The following is a 14,413-nucleotide window of genomic DNA, read 5'->3' on the forward strand; positions in this document are numbered from 1 at the left end:
TCAGACTCCCAGTGCGTGGCTTCCGAGCCGGTCGGGCACCAGGCCCGACTCCCTCAGACACGCGGCTATTTCTTCCGAGCAGTGAGTAACCCCCGTTATCCGACTGCCTTCCACGGCCCGCAGCACCGCGCCGGCCACCCGCCCGCGGCCGCCGCCCGTGGCGAGGACCTGCGTGACGATGTTGTCCAGGACCACGGGACGCGTCACGTCGAGCGCGCAGTTGTACGTCACGCCCGCCTCGGGCGCCAGGTCGAGGCGCTCCACGCGGCCGGGGCCCCCGAGGAAGAGGCGGGCCTCCAGGCAGTGCACGCTCCGGTCCGCCGTGATCCGGCCGGGTGCCAGCAACGCGCCCCCGGCCAGCTCCACCTGCAGGGCGATCAGGTCCGTCCCGGTCTGCGCCTCGCACATCCGGTAGGCGAGCGGCAGCCGGCCGTTGACCTCCAGGAAGTAGTGCCCGGCCGGCCCCACGATGAACTCCACCGTGGCGACGTTGCGCAGCCCCATGCCGGTGACCAGCCGTGCCGAGTCCGCCCGCATGCGCTCCAGCAGCCCGGGCGCGACCCGTTCCACGGGCGAGGCCTCCAGCAGCTTCATGCTGCCCTCGACCAGCAGGCTCTCCCGCTCGCCGAGCGCGGCGACGGTACCCGCCGCGTCCACGGCGACGGTCACCCCGACCACCTGGCCCCGCTCGACGTACCGCTCCGCGTACCACCGGGCACCCCGGTCCCGGGCCACCAGCGCGAGCGCCTCCTGCGCCTGCGCCTCGGTGCGCAGGATGCGCACCCCCAGCCCCCCGCAGCCGTTCACGGGCTTGAGGATGACGGGCAGCCCGATCTCCTTGACCAGCGCGGTGATGTCCTCGTACCCGGTGGCGTGCGGGAGCACCGGCAGCCCGAGCCGCCCGGCCGCGGCGACGGCGTGCTCCTTGTCGCGGGCGGCGCTGAGCACCTGCGCGGACGGGCCGATGAAGTCGATGCCGACGGCGGCGAGCCGCTCGGGCAGCTCGGGGTCCTCGGCCAGGGCCCCGTAGCCGGGGTGGACGGCGGCGGCCCCGCACCGCACGGCCGCCGCGACGATCCGGCCGACGTGGTCGTACGTCTCGGCGAGGCCCTCGCCGTCGAGGTACTCGCAGCCGTCCGCGTCCACGGTGTGCAGCTGCTGAGGATCGGACATGGCGGCGACCGTGATCGGGGACCATCCGAGCGATCGGAAGGTCTCGACGGCCCGGGCCGCGACCGCACCGCGGTTGGCGATCAGAACTCTTCTCATGGCCTTCTCTCAGTTTCCGGGGAGTGCGGCTACGGGTGAGCGGCTACGGGTGAGCGGCTACGGGGTGAGCGGCGACCCGCCCCCGGACACCCCTAGGCGAGCGCCCGGTAGTGGGTGACCAGGCGCCGCCGGTCGTCGAGGACGTGGAAGGCCAGCGCGGGGGCCAGCTCGTAGTCCACGGGGTCGCGCCCCTCCAGGGGGAGCGGCACGGTGGACGCGACACCGGGGCCCACCAGCAGCGGCAGCCCCGCGAACGTGGTGGCCGCCGCGACGTGGGCGTGCCCGCACAACAGCGCCACCACCTGCGGGTGGCCGGCCAGGACGGCCGCCAGCCGCTCCTCGCGGAACTGCCGGACCCGGTCCACGTACGGGGTGTGCAGCTCGACCGGCGGGTGGTGGAAGCAGACGAAGACCGGCAGCCCGGACTCCGGGCCCGCCTCGCCGGCCAGCGTCTCCTCCAGCCAGTCGAGCGTACGGTCGCTCAGCTCGCCCGCGTCGCTGCCCGGAATCGTCGAGTCGCACAGCACGAAGATCCCCCGGGGCAGCCGCACGACCCGGTTCAGCTCGTCGTCCTCGGGCTTCTCGTCGAGCAGCCCGGCCCGGAACGGGCCCCGCCGGTCGTGGTTGCCCGGCAGCACCAGGACGGGCCACGGCAGGTCGAGCAGCGCGCGCGCCTGGTCGTACTCCTCCGCGGTCGCGTGGTCGGCGATGTCGCCGCTGACCAGAACCGCGTCCAGGGGACCGGGGATGTCCCGGAGATAGTTCAGCACCCGCTCGGCGCGCAGGGTCGCCCGCGCCCCCAAGTCGAGGTGGAGGTCGCTGACATGAGCGATGACGGTCACTTCAGACCCTTCGACGTGTCGGCCGCCGCGGCCTGGAACCGAGCCCTGACCCCGGCGTTGGTGTGCGCCGAGGTTACCCGCGGGGGTGTCGGCCCGCCGCGGCCGATGTGCAGCGCCACCAGGTGCGGGCCGGGCAGGCCCGCGATCTCCGCCAGGTGGGCGTCGGCCTCCTTCGCGGTACGGCACACCTGCCCCGTGCGGTACCCGGCCGCCAGCGCCAGCTCGTCCCAGCGCATCGCGGTGTCCCGGGTGCGCTGCCCGCCGGTGGAGTCGTAGACCCCGTTGTCGAGGACCAGGTGCGTCAGGTTCGCGGGGCAGCGCTCGCCCACCAGGGCCAGGCCGCCCAGGTGCATCAGGGCCGCGCCGTCCCCGTCCACCACGACGACCCGCTGGTCGGGGCGGTTCAGCGCGGTGCCCAGGCCCAGGCCGATGGCATGGCCCATGGAGCCCTGCATGTAGAAGGTGTGCGGGGTGTCGCGCACGCCGAAGAGCTCGCGGCTGATCATGCCGGTGGTGCTGTAGACCAGCGCGCCGTCCAGATGCCCGGCGACCGCCTCCACGGCCTCCTGCCGGGTCATCGGCGACGCGTCGGCCACGGCGGCGGACACGGCGCAGGTGTCCACCGTCGCGGCCGGGACCAGCACCACGAACGAGCGGCGTGCGGCGCGCTCCCGCGCGGCCCGGTCCAGCAGCGCGGACAGGCTCGCCTCGGTGGGCTCCAGGATGCCGTGCGCGACACCCACGGCCTGCAGCACGCCGAGGGTCGCCGCGCCCATGGCGGCGTGGTGCGGCTCGTCGTCCGCCGCGTCGGGCCAGCCGCGCAGGCTCACGAAGAGCAGCAGCGGGATCTCGTAGGCCATCACGAGCGAGGTCAGCGGGTCCAGCAGGTTGCCCAGTCCCGAGTTCTGGGCCAGCACCGCGGCCTTGGTGCCGCCGAGTTCGGCGCCCGCCGCCATCGACAGCGCGATGCCCTCGTTGGGCGCGGGAACGTAGCTGCCGCGCTGTTCGAGCAGCGCGAACGGCCCCTTCAGGAACGAGCAGGGGACCCCGCTGAAGAACCCGAACCCGCGCCGGTCCAGCTCCGCGCAGAAGAACTCGGCGCTGATCACGCGCTCCACCCCTCCCACTTCGAGACGCCTGTCAGCCCGAACAGCTCCTTCATCGGCGCGATCCCGTCCTCGACCCCGCCCGTACCGCCCTGGAGGTGGATCTCGCCCAGGACGTCGCGCATCGCCGTGACCGATGCGCGCAGCGCGTGGTTGGCGTAGATCACCATCGACACGCCCGCCTCCTGCGCCTCGGTGAGGTCCCAGTGCGGGTAGGTCGTGGGCACCACCACCACGGGCGTGCGGGCCCGCCAGGCGTGCAGGAACTCCAGGATCTCGGTCGGCGTCGGCTTCTTGGAGTGGATCAGGATCGCGTCCGCGCCGGCGTCCGCGTACAGGTGGGCGCGGTGCAGCGCCTCGTCCATGCCCCGGCCCGCGATGAGGGCCTCCGTACGGGCGACGATGGTGAAGTCCTCGCTGCGCCGGGCGCGCGCGCCGGCCTCGATGCGTCCGGCGAAGTCCTGCGCGTCCTCCAGGTTCTGGCCGGCGAGGAAACTGTTGCGCTTGGGGAAGACCTTGTCCTCGAAGCAGACGCCCGCGATGCCCGCCGCCTCGAACTGCTGGACCGTGCGGACCACGTTGATCTTGCCGCCGAACCCGGTGTCGCAGTCGGCCAGCAGGGGCAGCGCGGTGGCCTCGTTGACGTGCGAGGACGCCACCAGCAGCTCGGCCATGGTCAGCAGGCCCAGATCCGGCAGGGCCCGGGACGCCGACAGCTCGAAGCTCGACGCCCACAGCCCGTCGAAGCCGGCCTCCTCCACCAGCAGGGCGGTGAGCGCGTCCCGCGAACCGACGATCCGGGCTATCTCCTTGCGCTCCAGTAACTCGCGCAGTCGCGCCGCCTTCGGCATCATTCCCCAGCCCTCTGCGCGAACCGTCCGTGACGGGTGCCCGCCACGTCCTGTCCGGGCGTGTCGAAGACGCAGTGCCAGTGGAAGGAACCCGGCTTCTCGTGCTCGGCGTCGGTGGCGCTGAGCAGCCGGAACCCCTCGTGCAGGCGGACCAGGTCGGCGGCGTCGACGTACATGTGCGGGTGGACCTTGTCGTCCGGCGCGCCGGGCTGGCAGAAGGTGTTGGGGCTGACCTCGTCGCCGCGCCCGTACTCGCCGTTGCGCTTGGAGAGCATCGTGGACTGGTAGACGCCGCCCGGGCGGAGCACCCGGCGGACCTCGGCGAGCACCCGCGCCAGGCCGGCCTCGTCGTTGTGGTAGACCACGTTGAAGGCCAGGACGAGGTCGAAGCTCGCGTCCGGGTAGGGCAGTTCGGTGAAGTCGGCCACCTCGAAGGCGATGTTCACGCCGCGTTTGGCGCTCTCGTCGAGACCGACGCGGACGGCTTCGGGACTGCGGTCGGTCGCGGAGCTGACCAGACCCTGCTCCGCGTAGAACAGGGCGTGCCGGCCGACCCCGCAGCCGAGATCCAGTACGTCCTTGGCGCCGAGGGCCTGCAGGCGGGCGGCCTCGTCCACGACCCACGGGTGAGGCCGCGACCAGTCCGCTCGTCCGCCGTCGGTACGCCAGACCTCGTCCCAGTAGAGATGGGCTGTCATCGGGTTGACCTCACTCGTACTCGTGGTTACTTCCGCACATCCACGTCCACATCCGGATGCCGGTGCCAAAGGGGGCCGAGCCGCGGGACCGCGGCTCAGTTCGCGGCCGTCACCGCGCCGGGGACCACTTCCAGCAGACCGGCTTCGAGCGACTCGTCCAGCAGCGGCCGCATGTCCTCCAGGCCGCAGCCGACCGAGGCGACCGCCGAGTCCAGCGGGCGCACCCCGTCGAAGGCGCGCAGCAGCCGCAGCCAGTCGCCGTGGGTGATCTGGTCGATGGTGAAGCGCAGGGCGCCGTCGATCACGACGTACGAGGTCTTCGCGTCCGGGGAGTCGTCCAGGACGAGGACCCCGTCGGCGAGCCGCAGCACGGTCGCCTCCTCGATCCGGGTCTGCGGGAACAGCTCGCGGATCTCGGGACCTTCGAAGTCGCTCACCCGCACCTCGTACGGGGCGGGGCCGGGAGCCGGACGGCTGCCGGGCGGGTCGACCGTCATCAGGTCGAGCAGGCCCAGGTTGACGACGCGCAGCAGCAGCTCCACGTGGCCCGAGCTCTGGTCCTGCTCCAGCCGGCGCAGCGTCCGGCGGACGTTGGCCCCGTCGAGGTACTGGGCGGCGCGCGGCGAGGACAGTGCCTCCTCGACCAGCTCGTCTCCGCCACCTGCCAGCATGCGGGTGAAGGTCCGGTGGGTGTGCCGGACGCCCTCGCCCTCGTAGAAGGCCAGCTTGGGACGGCTGATCACCTCGGGCGGCAGGATGTCGCTGACGGCCTCGCGGATGACCTGCTTGTTCCAGAACAGCCGCTTGCGGTAGGCGCGGGGCACGCTCGCCAGCAGCTCGATGATGCGGTGGTCCAGGAAGGGCACCCGCGCCTCGACCCCGTTCCCGGAGGCGGTGCGGTCCTCGACCCAGAAGTTGTACTGCTGCATGTCGCGGAACTTCCACGCCAGGTAGGAGCCGTACGGGTCGTCGACCGCCCCCGGTGCGTACGCGTCCACCGCGGCGTCGCCGAGCAGTGGCAGGTCGGTCTCCTCCCACCAGGCGGACACGGGGGAGCGGGTGCCGAGCGCCTTGCGGCGGGCCAGCGTGCGCAGGTTGCCGTCGAAGTCCTCCCAGTCGCCGCCGCCCGAGAGGGCGACGCTGTAGCCGCCGCTGAACTCGTCGGCGCCGGAACCCAGCAGCATCGCCTTGAGCCCGGGCCGCTCGGCGCGCGCGAAGCGGTACATCTCGCTCTTGTAGAACTGCTCCGGTCCGCACTGCGGCGTCTCCATCAGCCACAGCAGGCGCCGCCACTCGTCCGGCGAGGGCACCCGGTCGGCTCCGAAGGCCACTTGGTGGTGCGGCAGCCCGAGCAGGCCCGCGGTCTCCTGGGCGTACTGGGCGTCCTTGTTGACCACCGTGCTGCCGGTCAGGGCGGAGAAGGTGTGCAGTTCCGTGTGGGCGGACAGGGCGGTGATCGCCGCCGAGTCCAGGCCGCCGCTGAGGAAGACACCGATCTCGGCGTCGGCGATCAGGCACTCGCGGACCGACGAGGCGAGCAGGTCGCCCATGCTCTGCACGAAGAAGCTCTCGGGGAGGTCGCCCGCCTCGGCCGGCGCCGGCAGCTCCCAGTAGCGGTGCACGCGGGTCGCGCCGTCGCGCAGGCCGATGCTCATGACGGTGCCCGACGGGACGTGGTCCACGTCCTTGAACCAGGTCACGGGCTCGTCGTCGACCATCACGGGGGCGGCGCTGAGACCCTGGTCGGCGAGGGCGCGCGCCCAGTCCACCTCGCGCGGGCAGTCGGGGTGCGCGAAGAGCGCCTTGATCTCCGAACCGAACAGCACGGTGTCGCCGCGGCGGTGGACGAACAGGGGCTTGATGCCGAGCCGGTCCCGGGCCAGCAGCAGCCGCTGCTCGCGCAGGTCGATGACGGCGATGCCGAACATGCCCCGGACGTCGTCCAGGAAGTCGATGCCCTTCTCCAGGTAGAGGTGGAGGAGCACCTCGCAGTCGGACTCGCTGCGGAACTTCGCCCGGCCCTCGAACGTGCGGCGCAGTTCGCGGTGGTTGTAGATCTCGCCGTTGCAGGCGAGGATCACATTGCCGTCTTCGCTGATGAACGGCTGCCGGCCGCCCTCAGGGTCGATCAGTGCGAGCCGGGTGAAGGACATGCAGGCCTGCGCCGTGTGGTGGAACTGCATGTCGTCGGGGCCGCGGGGACGCAGCGCACGGGCCATGTCTCGCAGGATCTGGTCGGCCGACCCCGCGAGGCCGCTTCCGTCGGTGTGAGCGAATCCGGCAATTCCGCACATGTGGCTTCCGATTCCCCTGTGTCGTCTGCGTCTGTGTCCTGGAGCGGAACATGCCACGCCCCCGGTCAAGGAGGCGTGGCATGTCGTCACCGCTATCGCACGGAAGCGACGATGGTGCCCTGGTCGACCTTCTTGGCCTCCGGCTTGGTGTAAACCTTCATGACTTTCACCTCCCTCGATGCCCTGCGGTCTTTGCTGTTGAAGAGCATCCATCCCCCCGGTGTGGTGCCGGTGGCGCACAGGTGGCGCGCGGGTGCGGTGGCCGGACCGGGGGCGGGCGACTGCCGCGGCCCCGCAGGCCAGGGCATGCGAGGCGGGCCTCACGCGTGTGAGGGGATCGTCGTATGACGGATTGGTCGCAGCTCAGCCATGCGTACGGCTCCGCGGAAGACGTACCCGCGCTGCTGGACCGGCTCGCATCGGAACCGGGCCCCGGACTCTGGAGCGATCTGTGGTCGGCGCTGTGCCACCAGTCCGCGCACGGCACGCCAGCGAAGAGCACTTCTCGGTGGCCGCCCGCATCGCGGCCAAGCGGTCAGGGACGAGCCAGACCTCGCTCCCCCACCCCCGGCCGAGGAGTAGCGTCGTTTTCACACCGGGTGAGGGCCCTGTCCTTGCCCCAGACCGATTGGTTTCTCCGTCCATGACGACTCACCCCGTCTCGCCCACGGCCCCGCCCGCACCTCCGCCCATGCGCACGCTCGGGGAGGTCCGGGCAGCCCTCGCTGCGGGTCTCGGGTTTCCCGGAGATCTGGCGGGCATGGAGGCCGAGCTCGCCGCGACCCTGGAGCGCGTCGACTACACCGACCTGAGCGAAGTGTCCGAGATCATCGCCGCCTATCGGGGGCACGTACTGACGCGCTGCGACCCGGGGTTCGAGGACGCACTCGCCGAAGGGATCGCGCTCGTGCACTCCCTGAAGGAGGAGAAGACCCGTTGAGCGATCAGGGGGACCCGGTCGTCGTGGAGATCACCCACACCGCTGCCGCGCGTGTCACCGAACTGGGGGACGAGGTCTCGACCGCGGTGAAGGAGCTGCAGGTGGAGCTCTCGGGGACACCGCGCCTGGGGCGCCTGGTGCAGGTCAGGCCAGGTGGCGTCCAGGTGTGGACCACTCGGGTGGAGCAGCGCGGCACCATGCCCGCGCTGTCGGTGACGTACGTGTTCGTGCCCGAGCCGCGGCCATCGGCCGCCGCGATCGTCTCGGTTGTTCCGGACGACACCAGCGCCGACGACTAGCGTCCGCGGTATGACGAAGGCCCCCGCCGATCGAAGCGGCGGGGGCCTTCTGCCGGCCAGGGTATGCGAGTCGGGCTTGCGTGCCTGGCCGGGCTGCAAGGGAACCTCTCCGAGGAACCATGGCGTCAGCGGACGACAGGGCCGCGACCAGCTCTCCAATCGTTGATGCGCTTACGGATGCTGGGCACCATCGGAAGCTCGTCGGTGGCCTCGGGGGTGAACCACGCAACTTCGAATGACTCGTCGGACGTCCGGAGGCTGCCCCCCGTGGGGCGGGCAAGAAGGCAGATCGAGAATTCCTGCCGGACCTCTCCATCGTCGTAGGCAAAGACGTGTCCGGGGTTCGTGTACGTACCGACGATCCCCGTAATCTCAACCACGATGCCGGTCTCCTCAAGAGTCTCCCGGGCCGCGCAGTCGCCGATGCTCTCCCCGAGCTCCATCCTGCCGCCCGGCAGGGCCCACATCCTGTTGTCTGTGCGTCGCTGCAGCAACACCCGGCCGCCGTCATCGACGACAACCGTGGAAGCCGCAGGCACCAGGCTGTTCGCCATGGGGGCATTGGGGTCGTCCTCATAGTCACGCCTGGGCATCCTGCCTCGCCCCCCGAATGTCGCGTCCACGACTCCACAGCTCTTCGACATGAGCGGTGAAACGGTCGAACATCCCGTCCGTCTGCCTGCGTCGTAGGTGCATCATCGGTGAATCGTGGCCGACCCTGCGGGCCAGGATCGGGGTAACGATCATCTCGTCGTCGAACCGGAAGACGGAAAGGTTCACGTGCCCGGTCTCGAACCGGCCTTCGATGCCACTGACGTCGCGCAGCTTCTCCAGCTCGTTCAGCGTCACGGCGATGCGAGTGGAAAGTGTCAGCGGTACGCCTTCCTCAGCCTCGCGCGCTGCCGTGACCACGCTGTTCGGGTCGCCGATCAGGAACCGCACTCGGCATCCACCCTGGGCCTTGCGACGCAGCGCACCTGCCAGGTTCGCCTGCTCCAGCCACAGGAAGTAGTTGGTGTACCCGGCGAATACCAGCTCGCGCTGCGCCTTCGTCACGAGGGACTTCCACAGGCTTGCCGGGGCGGCCGAGCGGTAGGGGAAGACCTGGACTATTTCTCTGTCCGGACCGATGGTGAGGGCCGACCGGACGGCATTGGGCCACAAAGCTGCCTCCTCCTCGCCTAGTGCCTCGCAGGCAGCCCATCGGTGGCGGGCATGAGGAATGCGGTTCGGCTCAGTGATCCATCGACCAACCGTCTTCGCATCGACCCCGCAAGCTTCCGCGAGCTGCACTTCGGTCATCTTGGCATTCGCCATCGCTCGGCGCAGCGTGTGATTCACAGTTCGCCTCCACGGCCCGTCAGGGACGGAACGAACCGTAACGGCAAAGTGTCCCAAACGTCCCGAGAACGCGGTAGCAACGCCCTGACGAGGGACGGAACATCGGTGCTGGCCCACGACACTGCCCGGTGTCTCGGCCGCGAAAGGGAGAGCCGCCATGAAGGACGAACCACGTTGCCGGCGAAGCGGTCTCGCGAGCGAGGAGTGATCCGCATGCCACAGAGCCGCAGTGTGTCCATCGTCGACACGGAAGACGTCCCCTCGGTGAGGGTGACGGCCAGAGGCGAGCCCAGCGCAGATCTGCTGGACCGGGCGCTGGCCGGCTGGGAGCGCTTCCTCGGCACCTTGCAGGAGGCGTCCGATGAGTGAGCAGTACGAATACGTGCCGCACCGACTCCTGCGCCGCCGCGTCCGCGACATCGCCTCCGGCGTCGAGGGTCAGCTGATGGCCGTGATCAACGAGAACGTCTCGGACGCCGGCATCGAGCACTGGATGGAGCTGGCGTACATCCGTGGCGCGTCCGGCCGTGAATTCACCACTTCGGCCACCAACGTCGAGGCCGCAGACTGAGCGCCCCGCTCCCCGAAGGATCGACCTTCCATCCCGCGCATCGGCCCTGATCAGCCCCTGCCGACCGTCGCCCGCCAGCGTGGAGGAGTGCGTAGTGATCGGTGGCGGTCTATGTCCAGCCCCAGACGGCCGTCGGACGCTGAGACGTGAGAAGCACGTAGCGATTGGACGCGCCCCCCGACCCGCCCGGGGGTCGCGGGCCGCCCCGCCCCCCGCCCCGTACGGCCCCCCTCACCCCCGGCCCAGCAGGACCGTGCCCGAGGAGCAGAACCAGCCGCCTGTGCCCGAGGTCAGGGCCACCTCGGGGAGGTGGCCGCCGTGCTTCGTCACCTGGCCCGGGCCCGCCTCGCCGCGGAGTTGGCGGACGGCCTCGACCAGGAGGAACAGGCCGCGCATGCCGGGGTGGCAGGCCGAGAGGCCGCCGCCGTCCGTGTTGACCGGGAGTTCCCCGTCGCGCAGGAGGCGGCCCTTCTCCACGAAGGCCCCGCCCTCGCCCTTCGCGCAGAAGCCGAGGTCCTCCAGGGTCACCAGGGTCATGTACGTGAAGGCGTCGTAGATCTCCGCGAGGTCCACGTCCGCCGGGGTGAGGCCGGCCCGCTCGAAGGCGATGCGGCCCGAGACCGCCGCCGGGGACACCGTGAAGTCCTCCCACTCCGACATCGTGGTGTGGGAGACGGACGTGCCGGAGCCCAGGACCCACACCGGGGCCTTCGCGGTGTCCGGTACGTAGTCCTCGGCCGCCAGCAGCACCGCGCAGCCTCCGTCCGAGCGGATGCAGCAGTGCAGCTTCGTGAAGGGGTCCGCGATCATCTCGCCCGACAGGACGTCGTCCACCGTGATCGGGTCGCGGAACATCGCGTCCGGGTTGGTGGCCGCGTTCGCCCGGGCCTGGACGGCCACCGCGGCGAGCTGCTCCAGCGTCGTCCCGTACTCGTGCATGTGGCGGCGGGCGGCCATGGCGTACTTGGAGATCAGCGTGTGGCCGTACGGGACCTCGAACTGCAGCGGTCCCCGCGCCCCGAACGACAGGTTGGAGGTCCGCCGCCGGGCCTTGATGTCCGCGCGGGCCGTGGATCCGTAGACCAGCAGGACGGCGTTGGCGTGCCCGGCCGCGATCGCGTCCGCCGCGTGGGCGGTCATGACCTCCCAGGTCGAGCCGCCCACCGAGGTGGAGTCGACCCAGGTGGGGCGCAGGCCCAGGTACTCGGCCACCTCGACCGGGGCGAGCGTGCCGAGGCCGGCCGAGGCGAAGCCGTCGATGACGGAGCGGTCCAGGCCGGAGTCGGCCAGGGCGCGGCGGGCGGCCTGCGCGTGCAGGGCGTAGGGGGTGGGGCCGTCCACCCGGCCGCAGTCGGAGAGGGCGACGCCGACCACCGCGACCCTCCGGCGGGCGCGGGGCGCGGGTCCAGGTGTGAGTCCAGGCATGGGGGGACGGTACATCTGACGTAGTGTCAGATGCTAGCCCGCAGCGTTCCGCGCGGGTGCCGTTCAACCCCGGCCTCACCACCGGCGGCGGCCGGAACCCGCCCTCGCCACCCCCTGTGCATCTGCTGCCGCCGGGCCTAACATGACGGCCCGTCAGATACGGCACGGGGAGGAGCCCGACGATGGATGCCGCCTTCACCGCGGAGCAGGACGAGATACGGCGTACCCTGCGCGAGATCCTGGGCAAACGCTGCGGCCCCGACGAGGTCAAGGCCGCCGTCCGCACCGCCGCCGGCCACGACCGCGAGCTGTGGCAGCAGCTCGCCCGGCAGCTCGGCCTGCCGGGCATCGCCGTCGCCGAGGAGTACGGCGGCGTCGGCTGCGCCCCCGCCGACCTGGCCCTGGCCTGCGAGGAGACCGGCCGGGTGCTGCTCCCGTCGCCGCTGCTGGCGACCGCCGCGCTCTGCGTACCCCTGATCACGGCCCTCGGCACCGGGACCCAGCGCTCCGCGCTGCTCCCGCCGCTGGCCGCCGGCGGGCTGACCGCCGCCCTCGCCGTTTCCGGGCCGGCGCTGGCCACCGCACTCGCGCTGACCGGCGAGGACACCGCCGGGCACTGGTCCGGCGGCGGCCGCGCGGGCGGGGTGCAGGCCCGCGCCGACGCGTCCGGCGGCGGCTGGCGGCTGTACGGGGAGGTCGCGCAGGTGCTCGACGGGCACAGCGCCGCGCTGCTGCTGGTCGCCGCGCACACGGGCGGCTTCGCCCGCAGCCGCACGCTGCTGTTCCTCGTACGGGAGGACGCGCCCGGGCTCGTGCGCACCCGGCAGGCCGTGCTCGACGAGACCCGCCCGCAGGCCAGGATCGAACTTCGCGATGTGCCCGCCGAGTTGCTGGGTGACGAAGGGGCCGACGTCCTCGGGGCCCTCGCCGCCACCGGGCGCACCGCCTCCGCCGTGCTCGCCGCCGAGGCGGTCGGCGCGGCCGGCCAGGCGCTCGCCCGCACCGTGGAGTACGTACGCCAGCGCGAGCAGTTCGGGCGGGCGATCGGCTCCTTCCAGGCGGTCAAGCACCGGCTCGCCGACCTGTACGTACAGGTGCAGGCGGCCCGCTCGGCGGCCTACTACGCCGCCTGGGACCCGGACCAGGGCGGCCTCGCCCTCGCCCAGGCGCTGGAGGCCCTGCGGCTGACCGCGGGGGAGGCGATCCAGCTGCACGGAGGCATCGGCTTCACCTGGGAGCACGACGCGCACCTCTACTTCAAGCGGGCGGCGGCCGACGAGCTGCTGTTCGGCCCGGTCCACCGGCTGCGCGCGCACGCCGCGGACCGCGCGGGCCTGTTCGCCGCCCCGGCCGTGGTCCCGGCCGGGTCCTCCGGTCCGGTTCCGGTGCCCGCTCCGGCGCACGGCGCGGCCCACGGCGCAGCCCAGGACGCGGACCCCGCCGGTGGACCGCGCACCACCCCGCCCGCATCCCCGCCCGCACCAGAGAAGGTGGCCGTCTGATGGCTGTGGCTCCCCGTGTCGGCGTCAAGCTGATGCAGAAGGTCTCCTCGACCATGCTCTTCGCCAAGATCGCACCGCACTTCATCCCCGCCATGGACAAGGCGGTGCACAAGCTCACCCGCGGCAAGGTCATGCTCAGCGCCCAGATGCTGCCGGGCGTGATCCTCACCGCCAAGGGCGCCAAGTCCGGCGAACCCCGCACCACCCCGCTCGCCTGCATGCCCGAGGACGGCGGGACGAGCTGGATCCTGATCGGCTCCAACTTCGGCCGCCCCGGGCACCCGGCATGGACCGGGAACCTGCTCAAGCACCCGGACGCGGACGTGAGTTGGCAAGGCCGGGACATCGCCGTACGGGCCCGGCTGCTGGCGGGGGAGGAACGCGCGGCGGCGTGGCAGGCGGTGCTGAGGTTCTGGCCGCCGTACGCGACGTACCAGGCGCGCATCGAGCGCGAGATCCGGCTGTTCCGCCTGGAGCGTCGCTGATCTCAGGCGGGCGGCGCGGCATGTGGCGTGCGCCCCGGCACGAGGCCGGCCGGGGCGGCGGACCCTGGACAGGGTCCGCCGTTACTTCGTCGGCTTCTTGCCCGTGATGCCGAGGTGGACGAGCAGCGCCAGGTTCGGCCGGAGTTCGGCCTGCTTGACGCCCCAGGTCTGGAAGCCCTTCTGGTGCGAGGCGACCGCGGCCAGCATCGCGACCAGTGAACCGGCCATCGCCGCAGGGCTGACGTCCTTGTCGACCTTGCCCTTGGCCTGGAGCTCCTTCATCGATTCGGTGAGGGAGTTGGTGACCGAGTTCAGGATCTTCATGCGGATCTTGTAGAAGCGCTTGTCGCCCTCGGCCGCGCCGAGGTCGACGACCCGCAGGATCGCGTCGTTGCGACGCCAGAACTCCAGGAAGCCCTCGACGAGTTCCTCGGCGGCCGCCCAACCGGACTTGCCGACCCAGGTCCGGCCCTCGACGAGCGACGTCAACTGCGCGCCCTCGGTGGCCATGTGTTCGGCGATCTCCAGGACGGCGCCCTCGACGTCCGGGAAGTACTGGTAGAAGGTCGCGGGGGAGGTGCCGGCCTTGCGGGCGACGTCGATCACCTTGACGTCGCGGTACGGCGAGGAGCTGAGCATCTCGCTGAGGCAGTCGAGCAGCTTCTGCCGCGTCGCCTGGCCGCGCCGGCCGGCGACACGCCCGTCGACGGTGCGTACTTGTCCTGTCATGCCGTCAGCTTACCGAGGGGTGATCGGCGCGCTATTCGGCCGCCTGCAAATGGGGTTACCG

General features: G+C 71.5%; 16 protein-coding genes. 6 read left to right on the forward strand and 10 right to left on the reverse strand.

From position 1 onward, the window contains the following. The 6 genes from OG534_RS20860 to asnB form a co-directional block, all read right to left on the reverse strand. Window positions 1-1,269, reverse strand: a complete 1,269-nt coding sequence (locus tag OG534_RS20860; protein WP_326589713.1) for an ATP-binding protein — start codon at window positions 1,267-1,269, stop codon at window positions 1-3. A gap of 92 nt (window positions 1,270-1,361) precedes the next feature. Next, window positions 1,362-2,111 (reverse strand): metallophosphoesterase, encoded by a 750-nt coding sequence (locus OG534_RS20865; RefSeq protein ID WP_326589714.1) that lies wholly within the window; start codon window positions 2,109-2,111, stop codon window positions 1,362-1,364. Further along, complete coding sequence (gene aepY, locus OG534_RS20870) at window positions 2,108-3,220, reverse strand: phosphonopyruvate decarboxylase (RefSeq protein WP_326589716.1); 1,113 nt, start codon at window positions 3,218-3,220, stop codon at window positions 2,108-2,110. Before aepY ends, OG534_RS20865 begins: the two co-directional genes overlap by 4 nt. Further along, window positions 3,217-4,071: an isocitrate lyase/phosphoenolpyruvate mutase family protein gene (locus OG534_RS20875; protein WP_326589719.1), complete on the reverse strand. Its 855-nt coding sequence runs from the start codon at window positions 4,069-4,071 to the stop codon at window positions 3,217-3,219. Before OG534_RS20875 ends, aepY begins: the two co-directional genes overlap by 4 nt. Next, complete coding sequence (locus OG534_RS20880; protein WP_326589720.1) at window positions 4,068-4,766, reverse strand: class I SAM-dependent methyltransferase; 699 nt, start codon at window positions 4,764-4,766, stop codon at window positions 4,068-4,070. The genes OG534_RS20875 and OG534_RS20880 overlap by 4 nt, the downstream gene beginning before the upstream one ends. A 95-nt stretch (window positions 4,767-4,861) precedes the next feature. Beyond that, window positions 4,862-7,273 (reverse strand): asparagine synthase (glutamine-hydrolyzing), encoded by a 2,412-nt coding sequence (asnB, locus tag OG534_RS20885; RefSeq protein WP_326589721.1) that lies wholly within the window; start codon window positions 7,271-7,273, stop codon window positions 4,862-4,864. A gap of 430 nt (window positions 7,274-7,703) precedes the next feature. Here asnB and OG534_RS20890 point away from each other — a divergent pair, with 430 nt between their 5' ends. After that, the gene (locus tag OG534_RS20890) at window positions 7,704-8,000 is read left to right on the forward strand and encodes a hypothetical protein (protein WP_326589722.1); all 297 of its coding nucleotides are present in this window, start codon (window positions 7,704-7,706) and stop codon (window positions 7,998-8,000) included. Further along, window positions 7,997-8,299 carry a hypothetical protein gene (locus OG534_RS20895; RefSeq protein ID WP_326589724.1) on the forward strand — a complete coding sequence of 101 codons (303 nt, stop codon included), beginning with the start codon at window positions 7,997-7,999 and terminating at the stop codon, window positions 8,297-8,299. Before OG534_RS20890 ends, OG534_RS20895 begins: the two co-directional genes overlap by 4 nt. A 125-nt stretch (window positions 8,300-8,424) precedes the next feature. On the opposite strand, the gene OG534_RS20900 is transcribed toward OG534_RS20895, so the two are convergent. Then, the gene (locus tag OG534_RS20900) at window positions 8,425-8,892 is read right to left on the reverse strand and encodes an NUDIX hydrolase (RefSeq protein WP_326589726.1); all 468 of its coding nucleotides are present in this window, start codon (window positions 8,890-8,892) and stop codon (window positions 8,425-8,427) included. Next, entirely contained in the window at window positions 8,879-9,640 is a 762-nt protein-coding gene (locus OG534_RS20905; RefSeq protein WP_326589728.1) for an XRE family transcriptional regulator, read from the reverse strand. The genes OG534_RS20900 and OG534_RS20905 overlap by 14 nt, the downstream gene beginning before the upstream one ends. Before the next feature lie 213 nt (window positions 9,641-9,853). On the opposite strand from OG534_RS20905, the gene OG534_RS20910 reads away from it, so the two are divergent. Further along, window positions 9,854-10,009 (forward strand): hypothetical protein, encoded by a 156-nt coding sequence (locus OG534_RS20910; protein ID WP_326589730.1) that lies wholly within the window; start codon window positions 9,854-9,856, stop codon window positions 10,007-10,009. Further along, on the forward strand, window positions 10,002-10,211 hold the full coding sequence (locus OG534_RS20915; RefSeq protein WP_326589732.1) for a hypothetical protein: 210 nt from the start codon (window positions 10,002-10,004) through the stop codon (window positions 10,209-10,211). Before OG534_RS20910 ends, OG534_RS20915 begins: the two co-directional genes overlap by 8 nt. 231 nt (window positions 10,212-10,442) lie before the next feature. On the opposite strand, the gene OG534_RS20920 is transcribed toward OG534_RS20915, so the two are convergent. Beyond that, window positions 10,443-11,636, reverse strand: a complete 1,194-nt coding sequence (locus OG534_RS20920) for a thiolase C-terminal domain-containing protein (RefSeq protein WP_326589733.1) — start codon at window positions 11,634-11,636, stop codon at window positions 10,443-10,445. 182 nt (window positions 11,637-11,818) lie between these two features. Between OG534_RS20920 and OG534_RS20925 the strand changes: the two genes are divergently transcribed. Together OG534_RS20925 and OG534_RS20930 are read left to right on the forward strand one after the other, a co-directional pair. Further along, window positions 11,819-13,138 carry an acyl-CoA dehydrogenase family protein gene (locus OG534_RS20925; RefSeq protein ID WP_326589735.1) on the forward strand — a complete coding sequence of 440 codons (1,320 nt, stop codon included), beginning with the start codon at window positions 11,819-11,821 and terminating at the stop codon, window positions 13,136-13,138. Beyond that, window positions 13,138-13,623, forward strand: a complete 486-nt coding sequence (locus OG534_RS20930) for a nitroreductase family deazaflavin-dependent oxidoreductase (protein ID WP_326589737.1) — start codon at window positions 13,138-13,140, stop codon at window positions 13,621-13,623. Before OG534_RS20925 ends, OG534_RS20930 begins: the two co-directional genes overlap by 1 nt. A gap of 81 nt (window positions 13,624-13,704) precedes the next feature. Here OG534_RS20930 and OG534_RS20935 read toward each other — a convergent pair whose 3' ends face one another. Next, a complete protein-coding gene (locus OG534_RS20935) occupies window positions 13,705-14,352 on the reverse strand; it encodes a TetR family transcriptional regulator (protein ID WP_326589739.1) in 648 nt (215 codons plus the stop codon). Window positions 14,353-14,413 lie beyond the last annotated feature (61 nt).

The organism is Streptomyces sp. NBC_01294, assembly GCF_035917235.1.
Taxonomy (GTDB): domain Bacteria; phylum Actinomycetota; class Actinomycetes; order Streptomycetales; family Streptomycetaceae; genus Streptomyces; species Streptomyces caledonius.

What these genes read in the sequence shown, in the direction of transcription:
- OG534_RS20860 (WP_326589713.1), bottom strand. Translation starts at nt 1,269, where the DNA reads ATGAGAAGAGTTCTGATCGCCAACCGCGGTGCGGTCGCGGCCCGGGCC.
- OG534_RS20875 (WP_326589719.1), bottom strand. Translation starts at nt 4,071, where the DNA reads ATGATGCCGAAGGCGGCGCGACTGCGCGAGTTACTGGAGCGCAAGGAG.
- OG534_RS20880 (WP_326589720.1), bottom strand. Translation starts at nt 4,766, where the DNA reads ATGACAGCCCATCTCTACTGGGACGAGGTCTGGCGTACCGACGGCGGA.
- asnB (WP_326589721.1), bottom strand. Translation starts at nt 7,273, where the DNA reads ATGGATGCTCTTCAACAGCAAAGACCGCAGGGCATCGAGGGAGGTGAA.
- OG534_RS20890 (WP_326589722.1), top strand. Translation starts at nt 7,704, where the DNA reads ATGACGACTCACCCCGTCTCGCCCACGGCCCCGCCCGCACCTCCGCCC.
- OG534_RS20900 (WP_326589726.1), bottom strand. Translation starts at nt 8,892, where the DNA reads ATGCCCAGGCGTGACTATGAGGACGACCCCAATGCCCCCATGGCGAAC.
- OG534_RS20910 (WP_326589730.1), top strand. Translation starts at nt 9,854, where the DNA reads ATGCCACAGAGCCGCAGTGTGTCCATCGTCGACACGGAAGACGTCCCC.
- OG534_RS20915 (WP_326589732.1), top strand. Translation starts at nt 10,002, where the DNA reads ATGAGTGAGCAGTACGAATACGTGCCGCACCGACTCCTGCGCCGCCGC.
- OG534_RS20920 (WP_326589733.1), bottom strand. Translation starts at nt 11,636, where the DNA reads ATGCCTGGACTCACACCTGGACCCGCGCCCCGCGCCCGCCGGAGGGTC.
- OG534_RS20925 (WP_326589735.1), top strand. Translation starts at nt 11,819, where the DNA reads ATGGATGCCGCCTTCACCGCGGAGCAGGACGAGATACGGCGTACCCTG.
- OG534_RS20930 (WP_326589737.1), top strand. Translation starts at nt 13,138, where the DNA reads ATGGCTGTGGCTCCCCGTGTCGGCGTCAAGCTGATGCAGAAGGTCTCC.
- OG534_RS20935 (WP_326589739.1), bottom strand. Translation starts at nt 14,352, where the DNA reads ATGACAGGACAAGTACGCACCGTCGACGGGCGTGTCGCCGGCCGGCGC.